This is a genomic window from Vibrio sp. THAF64, assembly GCF_009363455.1.
Lineage (GTDB): Bacteria > Pseudomonadota > Gammaproteobacteria > Enterobacterales > Vibrionaceae > Vibrio > Vibrio coralliilyticus.
In genome coordinates this window covers 1604160-1620880 of sequence record NZ_CP045355.1, presented here as the reverse complement: position 1 = coordinate 1620880, position 16721 = coordinate 1604160, and the positions used below count along the sequence as shown (strand labels likewise).

Sequence of the window (16721 nt, the reverse complement as noted above, 5' to 3'; positions counted from 1 at the left end):
TGTGAAGATAAACCGCGAAGCAGCTAGCAAAATAGAAACATGCTTTAGAGTACTGAAGGTTACTCAGTACTCGCTGCTTCGCAACGGTACTTATCTCGCGACTCACCCACATTTTGGACCCACGATTGTAAAGTTTGCTCATAGTGTAGCTGCAAAACAGCAACTCAAAACAGAAGCTGAATTCCTGCATCATCATTCCTCTCCTTACTGGCCCAAGTATCTGGACTATGGATCCGATATGGGGATGGATTGGCTGATGCTGGAGTTTTTTGAATCTCTGTCCATCGATTATTCTCAACTAGATCATTCTCTAAAAAAAGAAATTACCAGTAACGCTGAGCAGGCCCTCATTGCCTTACACGGCACTGGATACATTCATGGCGATATCAAGCCTTCCAACCTGATAGTAACGCCATGCTACCGAACCATATTGATCGATATGGGAAGCATACTCCCCATAGGGTCCAGTTACGAACAACAAACAAGCCCTTCTCTCTCTCCTCTGTTTTCTGCTCTAAACCCGAACCTACGCACTGGTGAAATTTCCCCTCAGAATGATTTCTTTTCACTCGCTATTTCGCTGCAAACTATGTGGGAACATCACCCTTTTTCAGAACAGTCGTTGATCAAGTTTATAAAGACAGAAAAGCTCCCAATATTAGGGAGCCTTTCAAGTTGTTATCAAATACTAGTAGCACAGCAAGTTAAACGTGCTAGGCAACTTGCTCTCGCGTCAGATACTGGGTGATATCAACTTTATCGTTCTGGCTTTCGGGCAAAAACTTATTGGCATATTCTAGATAAGCCCCACTTTGTAAAAACAATAAGAACAGCTCCATATCGACATGCTTATCCAACGCCATTTTATGGAGGATATCTACCGCGACACTCACTGGTTTGGCTTTTTTATACGGCCTGTCTGCTGCAGTAAGCGCTTCAAAAATATCCGCTATGACCAAAATTCGTTCTGGTACCGATAAGTCTTCCGCCTTTAATTTACGTGGATAACCCGTACCTTTTAAGGTTTCATGGTGCGTTGAAGCATAACGTGGTACTCGACTAAGTTCGGGCGGAAACGGTAAAGCTTCCAACATTTTGATGCCACTAATCATATGTTCATTAATTTTGAATCTGTCCTCTGCCGTTAATGTACCTCTTGATATAGATAAGTTATACAATTCCCCTAGATTGTACTGGTATTTCGGCACATCCATTTTGATGCCAAACTTAGGATCAAACTCCAACGGTCTAATTCGGTGCTGTATATGTTCTGGTTTGTCATCAAGTAACTTCTCTGTTGCCGGCAAAGTGCGTTGAGTGGCTGGCTTATTCAATTCTTCAAAAGGCGATAAACCCAATCGATCATCAAAATTTCGCTGCCATGTAATTTGGCTTATGGAATTAATTCGCTCAACCTGCTCTTTCCCCATAAACTCACCGCCGACATTCGATGTCGCGACAAACTCGAAATCCTCTTGTAGCTGGGCTTTCTTTGCACGCAATATCTGTAAGGCTTGCTCTTTGTCTACGTCTTCCGCTAACTGAGATTGTAGAAATTCGATTTCAGCATCTCTCCACAGTACTTCAAATCGCATTCTTACTTCATGAATACGGTTATAGTTAGCTTCGAGCTTAGTGCCTTTATCAACGATATGTTCAGGTGTGGTTATCTTACCGCAGTCGTGTAGCCAAGCTGCGATACGGAACTCCCTACGTTCCTGATTGTTGGCAAACGAAAAATCTTTCAGTGAGCCTGAGTCACATTTCTCAGCCGCTTCCGCAAGCAACATTCCAAGCTCAGGAACGCGATTACAGTGACCAGCCGTATAAGGAGATTTGTCATCGATGGCTTGAGCAATCAACTTAATAAATGACTCAACAAACACCTCTTGTTGCTTTTCATGTCGTTTTATTTCTCGTGCCATATCATGAATGGAATGTGATAACGCCCAGACTTCCTTAATATTGGAATTCACTATCTGTACATCATCAAACTTGCGACATTTAATTTTCTTCGTTTCTTCCTGAAGCTGGCGAATAGGTTTTACAATCGGATTACCAAATACCCAAGCTACAGGTAGCAACAAGCATAAGACTACCACCGTGCCACCAATCGAGGTATACAACCTGTCATATACCTGCGCCATCACCACATCTTCCGGCACGATAACAGCAAGGAACTCTTCGTTGTCTTGAGCATTTTTTCCTAATGCCTCTACATAAAAGAATTTGCTGCTACCGTTCACCTCACGTTTGTGGATTGTCCCTGTGCCCGCCAAAGAGTCTAATCCTTCATAAGGCACTCGATGCTCTTTGACTTGGCTAAACCACGCATCACTCAACGTTGTCAGCTCATCGGGTGTGATGCTGTCAATGGCACGAGTTAATAGTGACTCGAGCGCATGATGCTTTTCACTTAGTGTCAGGTAAAAAGGTGCAGATGCCTGAATCGGCAGGAATTGGAATTTAACATTGTTGTTTTGACCTAAATGTTCCAAAGTCCTCCTCGTGTCGCGTAAAAGCTGGATATCACCTTTCAGTAACGCCTGATACGCATCTTCGCCGTCACTGAATACTGTCGGGCTAACTTCTCCCATAACAGAACTAGCGTTAAAGCGATGCCCATCAATAACTCCAACCTTACTTGAGTACCAATCAGGTGCTGTCTCCCCCAAAAAAGCCATGGCTAAAGGTTCTTTAAACAGAAGTATCCGAGCGTGCTCAGCATCCACATCCATTTCTGGAAGCGAATGTGCAATATCCAGCTGGCTTTGTTTTAACTTACGAATTAGCTCATCACTCGAAAACCCATTAATAAACTCAAAATGGAGCCCCGTTTTCTTTGCCAATAAATTCAGTAACGCGATAGAGTAACCCTGCGGTTCACCGGCACGGGCGTAGTCATATGGCCTCCAGTTCAGTTGATTCGATACCAACAAAGATGGCGCCCTATCCACTAGTGCTTGTTCACTCGGGCTTAAAGTTAGCGGCTTGGTCACAGACTGAATCTCATCCGCTCCCTGTTGATTGGAAGCAATGATTTCACCAGTGCGATGAAAAACAAACGATTCTATGCCTGCGTCGGTTGGCAAGCCCATTGCGGCAGCGGTGATTCTTGAACTGATCGAAGACAGAACTATATCAATACCCAATACCGCTTCCCGTGTCTTCAGAGAATAAGTCTGCCCAGTAATTTTCAAGTGCTTAAAGAGATATGGTTCTGTCTTGTACACATCATCTGCTGAAGCAGCTTGGTACCAAGGACGCTGTGTGGGGAAATAATTACTTTGTTTGGTACGAACACCAGTTTGTTCAAAATCGGAGGTGTAATAAATCGTCTGGCGTATTCGATTATGTTCCGGACCATTAATTTTGATCACCACCCAACGGTCATCCGCACGGGCTTCAATGCGCTGCCGAACAATTGGCGAAGACTCTAGGTTGATAATCTGGTAGAAGTCCTCTTGGCCATTACCAAAATAAATACTGTAAAACAATGGATTATCTTTCAATACTTGAATCAGTATGGTACGGATTTCTTCTTCACTGAAATCATGATCGATCGTTCTTGAAATACTGCTCAGAATCCGCGCACTGCTTTTCGCGTTCAGATCGACCTCTTGGATATACTCACTGACGTCGGTTGTCGCCTTGGTCAGTTTGCTTACTACGTGCTCTTCAGACATCTGACGAGTAAAAATATACTGCAGGCTAATTGCGAACATCGATGTAACGATCGTTGCAATAATGAACATCGTTCCCACTGTAAAGCGTATCGAGTATGTGTGCTTATGCTTCTTCAATTCGTCCAACTACACGCCCTCCATGGCCATAACTTCTAGACTTTGAGATGAACTAAAGTACCAATTAAATAGTGTAGTAATTGCATAGAAAGCAGAGACATATCTGGAAGGAAAATTTCGATTATTCGCAGCGCGTCAACAATTTAGCTGCAGAACAATGCCGATTAGGGTAATTGTTCAGGTCAAAAATTTTACCGTGAACTTTATGAACAAAATCCTCACAATGCTCAATATTGTTTTTATCAACGTATTAACGACAATTATTTAACACACCATTAACCTTAAACGCATCTATTGACGAGTTTCCCTCCCTTGTTAATGGAAAACTGATAACGATAAGTGCAATCTCAATGAAGATGCACCTGAACATAAGGAACGTGAATCATGTTTAAGGTACTCAAGCCAACACTGGCAGCTTCAATCATCGCTGCGTCTTTTTCTTTCAACACTTTTGCAGCCGATCTTGAAAAAATACACTTCTTAATCCCTGGCGGTGCTGGTGGTGGCTGGGATATGACGGCTCGTGGAACGGGTGATGTCCTCGTTAAGTCAGATATCGTCGACAACGTCTCATTCCAAAACCTATCCGGCGGTGGCGGCGGTAAAGCCATTGCTCACCTGATCGAAACCGCTCAGCGCCAAGAAGATACGCTGATGGTGAACTCTACTCCAATCGTCGTGCGCTCACTGACAGGCATTTTCCCTCAGTCATTCCGTGACCTGACACCGGTCGCAGCCACCATTGCAGACTATGGCGCAATCGTGACTTCTGTCGATTCCAAGTACAACACTTGGGAAGACGTAGTTAAAGACTTTGAATCTAACCCTCGCAAAGTCAAAATTGCTGGCGGCTCAGCTCGTGGCAGTATGGACCACCTAGTTGTAGCGGCAGCGTTCAAGGGTGAAGGTTTCGATGCACGTAAAGTGCGCTACATCGCTTACGATGCAGGCGGTAAAGCCATGGCTGCTCTACTCTCTGGCGAAACACAACTGCTTTCCACCGGCCTAGGTGAAGTACTTGAGATGTCAAAATCTGGACAAGTTAAGATCCTAGCGGTCACAGCACCTAAACGCCTAGATGCAGCACCGGAAATTCCAACTCTAACGGAATACGGAAACGAAACTGTCTTTGCTAACTGGCGTGGATTCTTCGCCGCTCCAGGTACCAGCCAAGAAAAGCTGGATGAGTGGAACACCGCGCTGCAGAAAATGTATAACACCGACGAGTGGCAGGTCGTTCGAGATCGCAATGGCTGGATCGATAACTATAAGGCAGATAAAGATTTTTACGCTTTCCTTGAAGATCAAGAAAAGCAAATGGGCGACCTAATGCGCGAGCTGGGTTTCCTTAAGTAATCCTGTCGAGGGCAAACTTGCACTTGCCCTCTTTCCTTTTTGCCGTACCTGAGATAACGACACAATCTCCTCTGTTTAGAAATAAACAGCTAAGCCTCTTTGACTAGCAGCAAATGGCTTATTGGTTAGTGATACATGCTCATTAATCCCTCTTGTACGGCTTTTTTCTTCCCTCAATGTGAATGCAAATGGAGTTGGATATGTCGGACTTGCCAACGAATTCTTTCAACAAAGGTCAGTTTTTCTCAAAAGAGAATTTGCTTTGTCGCGATCGCGTCGGTGCCATGATCTTTCTTATCGTATGCCTTTGTTACGGCTATCAAACATCACAAATTCCTCTTTTTCCCGGTGACGAATATGAACCCTTCACGGCTCGCACCTTACCCACACTTCTGACCTTTATCGGTATCGGTCTTTCTCTGATACTGCTTGTGACAGGCCAAGCGGATAAGCAAAGTGGCGCGGTAATGGATTTTAACTGGAAACTGCTGATCGCTTTTTTAGCGTTGATGGCATTTTATGGTTTAGGGCTGACTTACATTGGATTTGTGCTCGCAACGGGACTATTCCTGCTCGCAGGTTTCTACCTACTGGGTGAACGACGGAAAAAGGTCCTGTTCGGAGCCTCTTTCCCTTTTGTCATCGCATTTTATCTGCTGCTCACTCAGGGACTGGATATTTACCTGGAACCGGGCGTCATCTTCACCATGTGGTCGTAAACAGTAAGGAATAACAAATGTTAGATGGAATCTTACAAGGTCTTTCGACCGCAGTTATGCCGATGAACATCATGATGGTGATCGTCGGATGTTTCGTTGGTACCTTCATCGGTATGCTTCCAGGCCTTGGCCCTATTTCAGCTATCGCTCTGATGATCCCCATTACGTATGGATTAGATCCTTCATCAGGCCTAATCTTAATGGCAGGTGTGTATTACGGTGCGGTATTTGGTGGCTCAACCTCCTCAATTCTAATCAACGCTCCGGGCTGTTCTTCTACCGTTGTGACCGCTTTTGATGGCTACCCAATGGCGCAGAAAGGTCAAGCTGGTAAAGCACTAGCATTAGCTGCCTACTCGTCATTCACGGGTGGTACCCTATCCGCGATTATGCTGCTCGTAGCAGCTCCTGCTCTGGCAAGTGTGTCACTTAGCTTCCAGTCTTCTGACTACTTCGCACTGATGCTATTGGGCCTATCAGCCGTTGCTGCCTTCGCTGGTAAAGGTCAGGTAATCAAAGCTTGGATGATGACCATTCTAGGCCTGATGCTGTCCACGGTAGGTATCGACAAAGGCGTGGGTGTTGAGCGCTTCACATTTGGACTGACAGACTTAATGGATGGATTCAGCTTCCTGCTGTTAGCGATGGCGACTTTTGCATTAGGGGAGACCTTAATGGGCATCCTTAAGCCAGAAAAAGACACTCGCAACGAAGAACAAAGCAAAATGAGTGACATTGGCAGCATGAAAGTTACCAAAGAGGAAGTCAAAGAGGTCGCGCCTGTTTCGATCCGTTCTTCCATTTTGGGTTTCTTTACTGGCGTGTTGCCAGGCGCTGGTGCAACTATCGCAGCCTTCCTGAGCTATGGTATGGAACGTAACCTAGCACCTAAAGATAAAAAAGAAGAATTTGGTAAAGGCAGCATCCGCGGGTTAGTTGCTCCAGAGTCAGCAAACAACGCGGCATCAAGTGGCTCTTTTGTACCACTTTTAACTTTGGGTATTCCGGGTTCAGGCACAACAGCAATCATGTTAGGCGCACTAATTGCTTATGGCATCCAACCAGGCCCACGTCTGTTTGTCGAACACCCTGACGTCTTCTGGTCAGTCATCATCTCGATGTACTTCGGCAACATTGTTTTGGTTATCCTCAACTTGCCACTGATTCCTTACATTTCCAAACTGTTAGCAGTTCCTAGGACAGTGCTGTTACCGATGATTCTGTTCTTCTCTATCACTGGTGTTTACCTAGTGTCATTCAACACTATGGATGTCTTCATCATGTTGTTGATTGCGATGGGTGCCATTGCGTTGAGGCTGGCTAATTTCCCTCTCGCACCATTACTGCTTGGTTTTATCCTTGGCGGATTGATGGAAGAGAACTTGCGTCGGGCGTTAATGATCACTGATGGAGAACTCAGCTTCCTATGGGAAAGACCTATCACAATGACCTTTACCGTGTTAGCCGTATTGGTGTTGTTTAGCCCTATTATCGTTAAGCTGTTTCAAAAACTAAAACCTAGTCCCGTTAAAGCGGAACAATAAACACCCATTTCAAGGAGGCGATTTAGCCTCCTTTGTTACCTCTATTTGCCAACAATATCAGTTAGAGTTTATACTCTAATTTTTACAAATAGAGTTCATTGTATGTCGCTGCGTCCTATTGCCTTGTTAGTTGGCTGTCTTAGTTCATTCCCATTTGCAGCCCATTCCGCGGCCATCAGTTTTAGTGAAGCTTGGCAGCTATTGCAAAACGAAAACAATTCGTTGGCTGCGCAAAGAGCGAATGTTGACCGATATCAACACTTGGAAAATGCGACTGATAACCTGAACCTGCCATCTGTGACGATTGGGGCAAACTACACGCGCTTGGATACCGATGTCACCCTGTCAGGCAATCAGTTGATTGAAAGTACCAATGGTACTTTACCCAGCGTCGGCAGTATCTCTCTTCCTCCTTCATTACTCTCAGGGCTCGGTCAACTGTTTACCGATCTAGGTAATACGACCTCGACGATTACCGAGCGGGATATTTTTATATCTTCTATCAGAGCTATTTGGCCTATTTTTACTGGCGGTCGAATCACCGCAGCACAATCAGCAGCAGAAGGGAAATCAGAGGAAGCGCAAAGCCAACTCGCGATGGAGACTCAGGCGCGATACGAAGACTTAAGCAAATACTATTTTAGTGTCTTGCTAGCAAAAGAAGTGGTCGAGACGCGTCAACTGGTAGAAAGCGGCTTAAAAACGCACAGAGACAACGCACTTAAATTAGAGCAGCAGGGACAAATCGCTCGAGTTGAACGTCTCCAAGCGGAATCCGCACTCGATCAAGCGACCATTGAGCGCAAGAAGGCACAAAAGAATCTTGATATCGCACAGACAGCGCTCACTCAGATACTCAGCCAATCTTCGACGGTTGAGCCACGCGATCATCTATTTATCAACGACACTCTTCCCCCAATGGACGCATTCATTAACCAAACTCTAATCACCTACCCGGGGTTGTCGTTGCTTGATGCAAAAGAGAAGCAGGCCCGAAGTCTGATCAAAGCAGAAAAAGGCAAATATTACCCTGAGGTCTACCTGTATGGTGATTACAGCTTGCATGAAGATGACTCACTCGCCAGTCAGATGAAACCAGACTGGCTCGTTGGAGTTGGCGTCAGTATTCCGCTCATTGAATCAACAGGTCGCTCGGATCAAGTTAAAGCGGCTCATAGTGCGGTGTCTCAAGTGCAATACCTCAAAGCACAAGCCAAGCAAGATTTAACAGTGCTTGTTCAAAAAACCTATTTAGAGGCGCAGCAAGCTCAGGAAGAAGTGCTCGGACTTAACTCCAGCATTGAGCTAGCTAAAGAGAACATCAAACTGCGAGAGAAGGCCTTTTCTCAAGGCCTTTCTACTTCGACGGACGTCGTTGACGCTCAGCTTTACTTAGCCAGTGTCCAGACACAGAAATCAGCCGCCAGCTTTAACTACTTAATATCGCTATCAAAGCTTCTCGCTTTATCGAGCGAAATGAACACATTTCAGCAATATCAGCAAACCTCTATCAACACTTCAAACCTTTAGGATACCGAGATGAAAAAAGCCAAACCGATTGTACTGACTGCTGCCGCTTTAGCCATATCATCTTGGATTGGGTATAGCTTCTATCAAGCCTATCAACCAAAGCCAGTGCGTCTGCAGGGGCAAATTGAATCGCAACAATACAGCATTTCTTCCAAGGTACCGGGCCGTATCGATCAGGTGCTGGTTCGCAAAGGTGACAAAGTAGAAAAAGGCGAGTTGATTTTCACTCTTCATAGCCCAGAAATAGAGGCTAAACTGGAGCAGGCTATTGCAGGACAGAAGGCCGCTGGCGCGCTCGCACAGGAAGCAGAAAAAGGCGCAAGAATACAACAAATCCAAGCGGCAAAAGACCAATGGCAGAAAGCTAAAGCCGCCTCTCAATTAATGGAGAAAACCTACCTTCGGGTTAACAACCTCTACAAAGATGGCGTTGTCGCTGAACAAAAGCGCGATGAAGCCAAAACCCAATGGGACGCGGCAAAATACACAGAAAGTGCCGCTTATCAAATGTACCAGATGGCTCATGAAGGCGCCCGCGACGAGACCAAGGTTGCTGCTGCAGAGAAAGCTCGCATGGCAGCAGGCGCGGTTGCCGAAGTTGAGGCTTATGCAAAAGACACACAAATCGAAAGCTGGTTTGACGGCGAAGTGTCACAAGTGCTGCTGCAAAGCGGTGAGCTTGCCCCTCAAGGTTTTCCTGTGGTGACCGTCATTGATACAGATGATTCTTGGGCGGTACTAAATGTCCGCGAGGATCAACTTAGTCATTTCGCCAAAGGCCAAAGATTCAGTGCTTATTTGCCTGCCCTTGGTCATTCACTTGAATTTGAGGTCACTCATATCGCAGTCATGGGTGATTTTGCCACTTGGCGTTCAACCGATGCGTCACAAGGCTTCGACTTACGCACCTTCGAGGTCGAAGCCCGCCCATTGGCTCACAAAGATACCCTTCGCATGGGTATGAGCTTAGTTGTTGAGTTGTAAAATGTCCGATTTATTCGCCACGCAGTGGCGCATACTGCAACGAGACCGATGGCTGCTCTCGTGTCTGACATGGATACCGCTTATATTGGTTGTCTCTATCTGGGCGATATTTTCTCAGGGTATTGCAAGAGACCTCCCCATTGGCGTTGTCGATCTATCCCACAGTCAGCTTTCAAGGCAGCTTAGTCGCAACTACGATGCAACCGCCACACTGTCTGTCACCCATCACTTTTCTGACGTTGCGGAGGCAAAACAAGCGTTGGTTTCAAGCCAAGTGTATGCGTACGTTGTTATTCCGGATAATTTTGATAAAGACATTTATCGCGGTTTACCTCCCGAAGTAAGTGCGTTCTACAACAGCCAAACAATATTAATTGGAAAGCTTATCGGCTCAGCACTAGTACAAGCTCAAGCAACATTCAATGCGCACATTGATGCCTCAAAAGCACTCGCCAAAGGGAACAGCACCGTTGGCTCTGCCGTAGGTACTGCTCTTCCAGTGCAAACACAGATCACTCCTCTGTTTAACAAGAACGCTAACTATGCTCAATTTCTGGTCTCTGCCATTGTTCCAGCCTTGTGGCAAATCATCATCGTGGTTTCAACCATATTGGTGTTGACGGCTAACCACAGGGATAGAGGTTTGACTCAGTGGTTCAAAAGTGCGCCAACCATGCAGTGGACTCGTACATTGCTGCCTTATTTCCCTGTATTCATGGTCCAAGGTTTCACTTTTCTATGTTGGTTTTACTTGGGCTTTGACTGGCCGATGAATGGTAGTTTACTGGTGCTGATGTTTGCTCAGGGGCTGACAGTTATGGCCTGTATGATCATGGGCAGTTTTTTCTTCTTTTTGACACTCGACCCTGCGCGCGCCATGAGTTTCGCTGGAGCATTTACTGCGCCCAGTTTTGCTTTTATGGGCATCACTTTTCCAGTTACCGACATGAACCCACTCGCACAATTCTGGCGAAGTTTACTGCCTATCAGTCACTATATTGAAGCTCAGGTAAGCCAAGTCAGCTACGGACAGTTTTGGGTGAATACAGCGCTAGGTCTGTTGCCGATGTCAGGGTACTTACTGCCTGCGTTAATATCGGTACTTTTGATCAAAAAGCATCTATCTCGCCATAACAGCCTATATTCACAGGAGGCCAAATGACATTCAGACAAGTATTCTATGCTGAACTCAAAGCGCTTCTAACAAACCCTGTGGTGATGCTGACTGTTTTTGGAGGCGTTGTATTCTATTCGTTCCTCTACCCGCTTCCCTACAGCCACCAAACTCCAAGAGAGCAAAAGATCAGTATCGTTAACCTCGATCAAAGCCAGATAAGCTACCAGTTGGAGCGAATGGTAGACGCAACGCCACAAGCCAAGGTTGTTCAGCGAGATTACACCATTGAGGCAGCTCACCAAGCCTTTCTCAACGGTGAAGTGAGCGGCTTTCTAGTCATTCCAGAGCATTTCTATAAAGGCTTGTTACTCGGTAAAAGCCCAACGCTCTCCTTTGCCGGTGATGCTTCCTATTTTCTGGTTTACGGCACCATAGTAGAAGGGTTGGCACAAGCAGGAGGCACATTGGCGGCGCAAACTAAAGTATCCAGATTAATATTGGACGGCGTTCCTCTCTCTTTAGCCAGCGAGCAGTTCGCCTCAACCAAACTCAATTTAAAACCAACCTTTAACCCACGTATGGGCTATATAGATTACGTCGTGCCTGCCGTATTCGTTTTAATACTCCAGCAAACACTTGTGATGGCAGCAGGCCTAATGACCGGGAGTCAGAAGAATGGCACAGGGTATTGGAGCAAAACCTCACCGACAACGCTTTTGTTGGTAAGGCTTTGTGTACTCACCACTGTTTATTATCTTTTGAGTATGTATTACTTCGGGCACAGTTTTACGACGCATGGGGTGAGCCAGCTTGCCAGTAGCACTCAGCTTCTTACCCTACTGTTACCTTTCTTACTGGCGTCCTGCGCGATTGGAATCTGGCTTGGCGCTATCGTTCCTAGACGTGAGTTAGTGACTTTGGTGGTGCTGATAAGCTCAATGCCGCTGGTATTCAGTGCTGGATTTATCTGGCCATTGGAAAGCATCCCGGCACCAATAACCTGGTTATCGCAGCTATTTCCTAGCACACCTGCTATTCAGGGTTTTCTTGCCTTGAATCAAATGGGCGCAGAGTGGAATCAAGTATCTTCCCAGTGGAGCCTATTGTGGTTACAAAGTCTGTTTTGGGGAGTCATCGTAATATACAGCTATCGCCGATACTGTTATTAAAAAGGCTAATTTTGTGTCAGGTATTTTTAAATTCTTCAAAAAATTAAGTGAGAATTTGGGAGGAAAGTAGAACTCTAGGTCAAGATTCGGTCAGCAGTTAATTTAGTTACTGCGATTATTTTGCGAACGATGTAACATTTTTGCTCATAATATATACTATTGTTCAATTAGTCATCGGATATTCCATAAGTCAAATGAACAGATCTTTGCCAACACCAACGTTGACGCTAGAAGTTAAATCACTGCTCGCTTACGCCTTAATTCCAATCCTCATTGTTTTTCCAGCTTCACTGTACGTCGCTTACCAAGGCATTAATGACAGCCTAAGAAATATCGCTGTTACATTTCAAGAAAGAATCGAAGATGTCATCACTGAACTAAAAGACGAGAACGCTCAAGCTATGAAATACCCAGAGCGCTGTGAAGCCATTCAAGAAGACCTCCTATTTGAGAGCTACTTGAGAGAATTAATCATTGTTCAGGATGGTGTCGCTATATGCTCCTCTAAACGTGGCGAGCTTCATTTAGATTTAACAGGTGTATTTAAGCGAAACGAAGCTAAATCCGGCGTTTTTCTATTCGATATTAAAGGTGACCCGCGCCAAAGAACAATGGTCGTTGTAACTGCACAAGAAGACAGAGCTAACAGTGGTGCTTTTGCTATTGTAGACAAGAACTATCTAGTCGAAAGACTAGGTAAGGTAGAGGATGATAAGCTCAGTTTTATTACTGCCCGATTTGGCCAAAAGGTTTACCCAGCGGATAGAACTTTTGTGTCAGACACACTTCACTACACATCAACATCATCTCTATATGGCTTTTCTCTTTTGGTGGAAGCAAGTCCAGCATTCATCAAAAGGCGGGCGATTTTTTATGGACTGAGTAGTCTACCTCTTTCACTACTCATTTCAATCACTCTATTTGCGGTAATGTCTCATATAAGAAATAGAGACAGTCTGGTCGATGATTTAAAAAAAGGTTTAAAAAGAAAAGAGCTGTTTCTCGCATATCAGCCTATTGTAGACAGTCAAACAGAAACTCTGGCTGGCCTTGAAGCACTGATTCGATGGCAGCATCCTACATTAGGATTAATCAGACCCGATGTTTTTATACCACTAGCCGAACGCCAACAGCTCATAAACACTATCACTGACTATGTACTGAAACGAACGTTAGCTGATCTTCAGAGCATAGCGAATTTCAACGGCATACATTTAGGAATTAATGTTCCACCTTCATATCTGCATGATGAGAGCCATCTCATCAATCTACATAGTTATGCTAGACAATTCAGACATATTGGAATTCAGTTAACAGTAGAAGTTACAGAACGTGAAATACTTGACGACAAAGGTCGAACAGCGCTCGCTGACCTTCGTAAGAGTGGTATTTTGGTTTCTATTGACGACTTTGGTACCGGACACACCGCTCTCTCTGTCATTCAGAAAACACAATTTGATTATCTGAAAATAGATAAGTGTTTTGTGGATACCATAGGTTTGGAAACCGTTAATTCTACCGTGCTCAATACTATCATTGACCTTGGCCACCGCTTGGGAGTAAAAATGATTGCGGAGGGAGTGGAAGAACAAAACCAAGTCGAATATCTGGCCAAAATGAATGTATCATACCTGCAGGGCTACCATTTCTCCAAGCCCCTAGAATTAGACGATCTCAAAGAATCTTGGTTGTAAATAAAAGCCCGTGTCACTATAACGGGCTTTTATTAGAACCCTCTTCTTTTCCAGAATTCACCTTCATCTCGACTGTATATTTCGAAGGTTTTTTCGGCAATGACTTTCCCATTCATTTCGATAGTCATCCGCCACTTTCCAATATTGGAGTCGAATCCATTAATCGGGTCGAGCAACTGGATTGTATCACCTAGATAGAAATTCCAGTCGTTGTTTCCAATGTGAAGATCACCTGTAAAAGGGTCCAGCACTTGGCCTTTTTTACCTAATACGCCCGGATGTTCAATACAATATTCAATAACTTGCCCTTTGGCTTTTTTAATATTCACAATGAAACCAAATTCGATATCCTGATCGGCAGGCACTTTGGTTGTAAATTCTTGTATCTTCGGTAGATGTTTTGACTTGGAATCCCATTGACTATAGATGCCGTAAGACGTCATTTCTACTATGGCTGATCTTTTCGCCATTCTTGCCACCGTTTCTTCATTTGCTGGATGGTGCTCGTTGTTACACCGTGAATATTGCCAAAGTTCTCTTTACATTCAATGATTTCAAACTCAGCACCGTACCGCTTTGCCATCTGATAGTAAGGCGCTATTTCCCATCTCATCACAAACGTGTTCGAAACCACTACGCTTTGTCTTTTCATCAGGCTGTCCCGTGTCATGTTCTTACACCAATCATGGGCCTTTGCGATATGTTCTGGCCTGAAGTCATATTCACCTTTTGCATCAACGAAATACATGTCCGCTTCGTAATGATTCACATCCAGTGTCTTAGCCAGCGTACTTTTCCCTGAACCAGGCAATCCGCGAATAATGGTCAGTTTTAACGTCATGAAAATGAATAAATCGAATAATGAGGCGGTGATATTACCGTAAATAAGCATAAAAATGCTATCGACATCTCATTCCGTTTGAGTTAACTTTGGATGTATAGACGTCTAAAAACAAAGCTTAGGGAGAAAGCTGTGCCGATTAAGATCCCCGACCAATTACCTGCTAGTGATGTATTACGTCAGGAAAACATATTCGTAATGCCTGAATCCCGAGCCTCTACCCAGGAGATTCGTCCACTTAAGGTATTGATCCTCAATCTTATGCCGAAAAAGATCGAGACTGAAACGCAGTTCCTTCGTTTGCTTTCCAACAGCCCACTTCAGGTTGATATTGAACTGCTTCGTATCGATGACAGGCCAAGTAAAAACACGCCGACTGAGCATCTTGATAACTTCTATCGTCAATTTGAGATGGTGAAAGGGCGCAACTTCGATGGACTGATTATTACCGGCGCTCCGCTGGGCTTGGTTCAATTTGAAGATGTGATCTACTGGGAACATCTAGAGGCGATCATGAATTGGGCGAAGCAACATGTCACCTCAACCCTGTATGTCTGTTGGGCTGCGCAGGCCGGTTTAAAACTGCTTTATGATTTGCCAAAACGCACACGTAAAGAAAAGCTGTCTGGTGTTTATCATCATCAAATTCATCAGCCATATCACCCTGTTTTGCGTGGCTTCGATGATACGTTTCTTGCTCCTCACTCGCGATACGCTGATTTCTCTCCAGAGTATCTAGCTGAACATACCGATTTGGATGTACTGGCAACTTCAGATGTTGCTGGCGTTTATTTGGCTGCGACAAAAGACAAGCGAAACGTATTTGTCACAGGCCACCCAGAATATGATGCCTTCACACTTCACAACGAATACATTCGTGATCTGGGAGAAGGAATGGAGCCCGCAATTCCTGTGAACTATTACCCGAACAATAACCCTGATAACAAGCCTGTTGCGAGCTGGCGAAGCCATGGCCATTTATTGTTCTCAAACTGGCTCAATTACTGCGTTTACCAGCAAACACCTTACGACTTGGATCATTTCAGTGAAGCCAACTTTACTACGGACGATTGAGGTCAGCGATACTGATTAGTTGTTTGATCTCATTAATTACCTTCGGGGTATTTTGCCAAAGGATAAAATGCCCCTCTCCTTTCACTTCTACAAGTTTTTTCTCTTTCCCTGTTAAGCGCTGAATCGCAAATGCAGAGTTTTCTGGATCGGCAATATTGTCTTCATCACCATGAATCAAAGTCACAGGTACTGAGTCCAGTAAGCCCCAGTCTTTATTGCTCAACTTGGAAAGCTCATCAGCCAGCGGCATCATTTCTCCGTTCGACTTTTTCCAGTTATCAGACAAAAACACACTGACCAACCAAGTATCTGCGAGCTCGTTATACCATTTTGGCTCCTCTAGTTTGGGATCAAACGCAGGCGCCACCAGCACCATCCCCTGAACAAGATTTGGAAACATTAATGCAAGGTTCAGAGCAATTGGACCACCAAGGGAATGGCCAATGAGAATGTTAACTTTGTCTTTAGCAAGTAGTGATTCTATCGACTTTGACTGCGAATCCAAATCGGCTGCAAGCTCTTCTGGAGACTGGCCATATCCAACACGGTCCACGGAGATGAGCTCTGCATTTTCGAGCAGCCACGTATCTTTAAGATATGCTTCATACCCCTCTTTGTTACCCGGTGAGCCATGTATGAAGATCAACCGATAGTTACTGGCTGCATTACCCCGCTCGACATAAGCAACACCACTGTCAGCAAAACGAGTGGTAGCATCCAGTTCTGAAGCAATGGACGATTTTATCGATAACCCAGCTAGGAAGCTTAGAACGGTTGCACCAACGACTTGTTTTCTCACACTTCGTCTCCTTTATTTACTAGTATTGTTGCCAAATCAGCCGCATGATTGGGCTCATTTTTACCAGACCGGACAGACCACGTTATACATT

General features: G+C 44.8%; 14 protein-coding genes. 10 read left to right on the top strand and 4 right to left on the bottom strand.

What is annotated here, in order from left to right; genetic code table 11:
* Nucleotide 1 precedes the first annotated feature (1 nt).
* Nucleotides 2–748: a hypothetical protein gene (locus FIU99_RS07575; RefSeq protein WP_006962074.1), complete on the top strand. Its 747-nt coding sequence runs from the start codon at nt 2–4 to the stop codon at nt 746–748.
* Here the strand turns inward: FIU99_RS07575 and FIU99_RS07570 are convergent.
* Nucleotides 714–3755: an HD domain-containing phosphohydrolase gene (locus FIU99_RS07570; protein WP_006962073.1), complete on the bottom strand. Its 3042-nt coding sequence runs from the start codon at nt 3753–3755 to the stop codon at nt 714–716. The genes FIU99_RS07575 and FIU99_RS07570 overlap by 35 nt on opposite strands.
* A 432-nt stretch (nt 3756–4187) precedes the next feature.
* On the opposite strand from FIU99_RS07570, the gene FIU99_RS07565 reads away from it, so the two are divergent.
* From FIU99_RS07565 to FIU99_RS07530, 8 genes are all read left to right on the top strand, one after another.
* On the top strand, nt 4188–5159 hold the full coding sequence (locus FIU99_RS07565) for a tripartite tricarboxylate transporter substrate binding protein (protein ID WP_006962072.1): 972 nt from the start codon (nt 4188–4190) through the stop codon (nt 5157–5159).
* 200 nt (nt 5160–5359) lie between these two features.
* Nucleotides 5360–5878: a tripartite tricarboxylate transporter TctB family protein gene (locus FIU99_RS07560; RefSeq protein WP_006962071.1), complete on the top strand. Its 519-nt coding sequence runs from the start codon at nt 5360–5362 to the stop codon at nt 5876–5878.
* A gap of 17 nt (nt 5879–5895) precedes the next feature.
* Nucleotides 5896–7422: a tripartite tricarboxylate transporter permease gene (locus FIU99_RS07555; RefSeq protein ID WP_039952354.1), complete on the top strand. Its 1527-nt coding sequence runs from the start codon at nt 5896–5898 to the stop codon at nt 7420–7422.
* Between the two features lie 102 nt (nt 7423–7524).
* Entirely contained in the window at nt 7525–8952 is a 1428-nt protein-coding gene (locus FIU99_RS07550; protein WP_006962070.1) for a TolC family protein, read from the top strand.
* Between the two features lie 9 nt (nt 8953–8961).
* Nucleotides 8962–9936, top strand: coding sequence for an HlyD family secretion protein (locus tag FIU99_RS07545; protein ID WP_006962069.1), 975 nt, complete (start codon nt 8962–8964; stop codon nt 9934–9936).
* Between the two features lies 1 nt (nt 9937).
* Nucleotides 9938–11098, top strand: coding sequence for an ABC transporter permease (locus FIU99_RS07540; protein WP_006962068.1), 1161 nt, complete (start codon nt 9938–9940; stop codon nt 11096–11098).
* Nucleotides 11095–12222 (top strand): ABC transporter permease, encoded by a 1128-nt coding sequence (locus FIU99_RS07535; protein WP_152472157.1) that lies wholly within the window; start codon nt 11095–11097, stop codon nt 12220–12222. Before FIU99_RS07540 ends, FIU99_RS07535 begins: the two co-directional genes overlap by 4 nt.
* A 206-nt stretch (nt 12223–12428) precedes the next feature.
* Nucleotides 12429–13916 (top strand): EAL domain-containing protein, encoded by a 1488-nt coding sequence (locus FIU99_RS07530; protein ID WP_236612197.1) that lies wholly within the window; start codon nt 12429–12431, stop codon nt 13914–13916.
* Between the two features lie 32 nt (nt 13917–13948).
* On the opposite strand, the gene FIU99_RS07525 is transcribed toward FIU99_RS07530, so the two are convergent.
* Entirely contained in the window at nt 13949–14386 is a 438-nt protein-coding gene (locus FIU99_RS07525; protein WP_038158760.1) for a DUF3859 domain-containing protein, read from the bottom strand.
* Nucleotides 14365–14808 (bottom strand): ATP-binding protein, encoded by a 444-nt coding sequence (locus tag FIU99_RS07520; protein WP_006962064.1) that lies wholly within the window; start codon nt 14806–14808, stop codon nt 14365–14367. The genes FIU99_RS07525 and FIU99_RS07520 overlap by 22 nt, the downstream gene beginning before the upstream one ends.
* Before the next feature lie 81 nt (nt 14809–14889).
* Here FIU99_RS07520 and metA point away from each other — a divergent pair, with 81 nt between their 5' ends.
* The gene (metA, locus tag FIU99_RS07515; RefSeq protein ID WP_006962063.1) at nt 14890–15831 is read left to right on the top strand and encodes a homoserine O-succinyltransferase; all 942 of its coding nucleotides are present in this window, start codon (nt 14890–14892) and stop codon (nt 15829–15831) included.
* Here the strand turns inward: metA and FIU99_RS07510 are convergent.
* A complete protein-coding gene (locus tag FIU99_RS07510) occupies nt 15818–16630 on the bottom strand; it encodes an alpha/beta fold hydrolase (protein ID WP_006962062.1) in 813 nt (270 codons plus the stop codon). The genes metA and FIU99_RS07510 overlap by 14 nt on opposite strands.
* Between the last annotated feature and the right edge of the window lie 91 nt (nt 16631–16721).

What these genes read in the sequence shown, in the direction of transcription:
- FIU99_RS07570 (WP_006962073.1), bottom strand. Translation starts at nt 3,755, where the DNA reads ATGTTCATTATTGCAACGATCGTTACATCGATGTTCGCAATTAGCCTG.
- FIU99_RS07565 (WP_006962072.1), top strand. Translation starts at nt 4,188, where the DNA reads ATGTTTAAGGTACTCAAGCCAACACTGGCAGCTTCAATCATCGCTGCG.
- FIU99_RS07560 (WP_006962071.1), top strand. Translation starts at nt 5,360, where the DNA reads ATGTCGGACTTGCCAACGAATTCTTTCAACAAAGGTCAGTTTTTCTCA.
- FIU99_RS07555 (WP_039952354.1), top strand. Translation starts at nt 5,896, where the DNA reads ATGTTAGATGGAATCTTACAAGGTCTTTCGACCGCAGTTATGCCGATG.
- FIU99_RS07550 (WP_006962070.1), top strand. Translation starts at nt 7,525, where the DNA reads ATGTCGCTGCGTCCTATTGCCTTGTTAGTTGGCTGTCTTAGTTCATTC.
- FIU99_RS07545 (WP_006962069.1), top strand. Translation starts at nt 8,962, where the DNA reads ATGAAAAAAGCCAAACCGATTGTACTGACTGCTGCCGCTTTAGCCATA.
- FIU99_RS07540 (WP_006962068.1), top strand. Translation starts at nt 9,938, where the DNA reads ATGTCCGATTTATTCGCCACGCAGTGGCGCATACTGCAACGAGACCGA.
- FIU99_RS07535 (WP_152472157.1), top strand. Translation starts at nt 11,095, where the DNA reads ATGACATTCAGACAAGTATTCTATGCTGAACTCAAAGCGCTTCTAACA.
- FIU99_RS07525 (WP_038158760.1), bottom strand. Translation starts at nt 14,386, where the DNA reads ATGGCGAAAAGATCAGCCATAGTAGAAATGACGTCTTACGGCATCTAT.
- FIU99_RS07520 (WP_006962064.1), bottom strand. Translation starts at nt 14,808, where the DNA reads ATGCTTATTTACGGTAATATCACCGCCTCATTATTCGATTTATTCATT.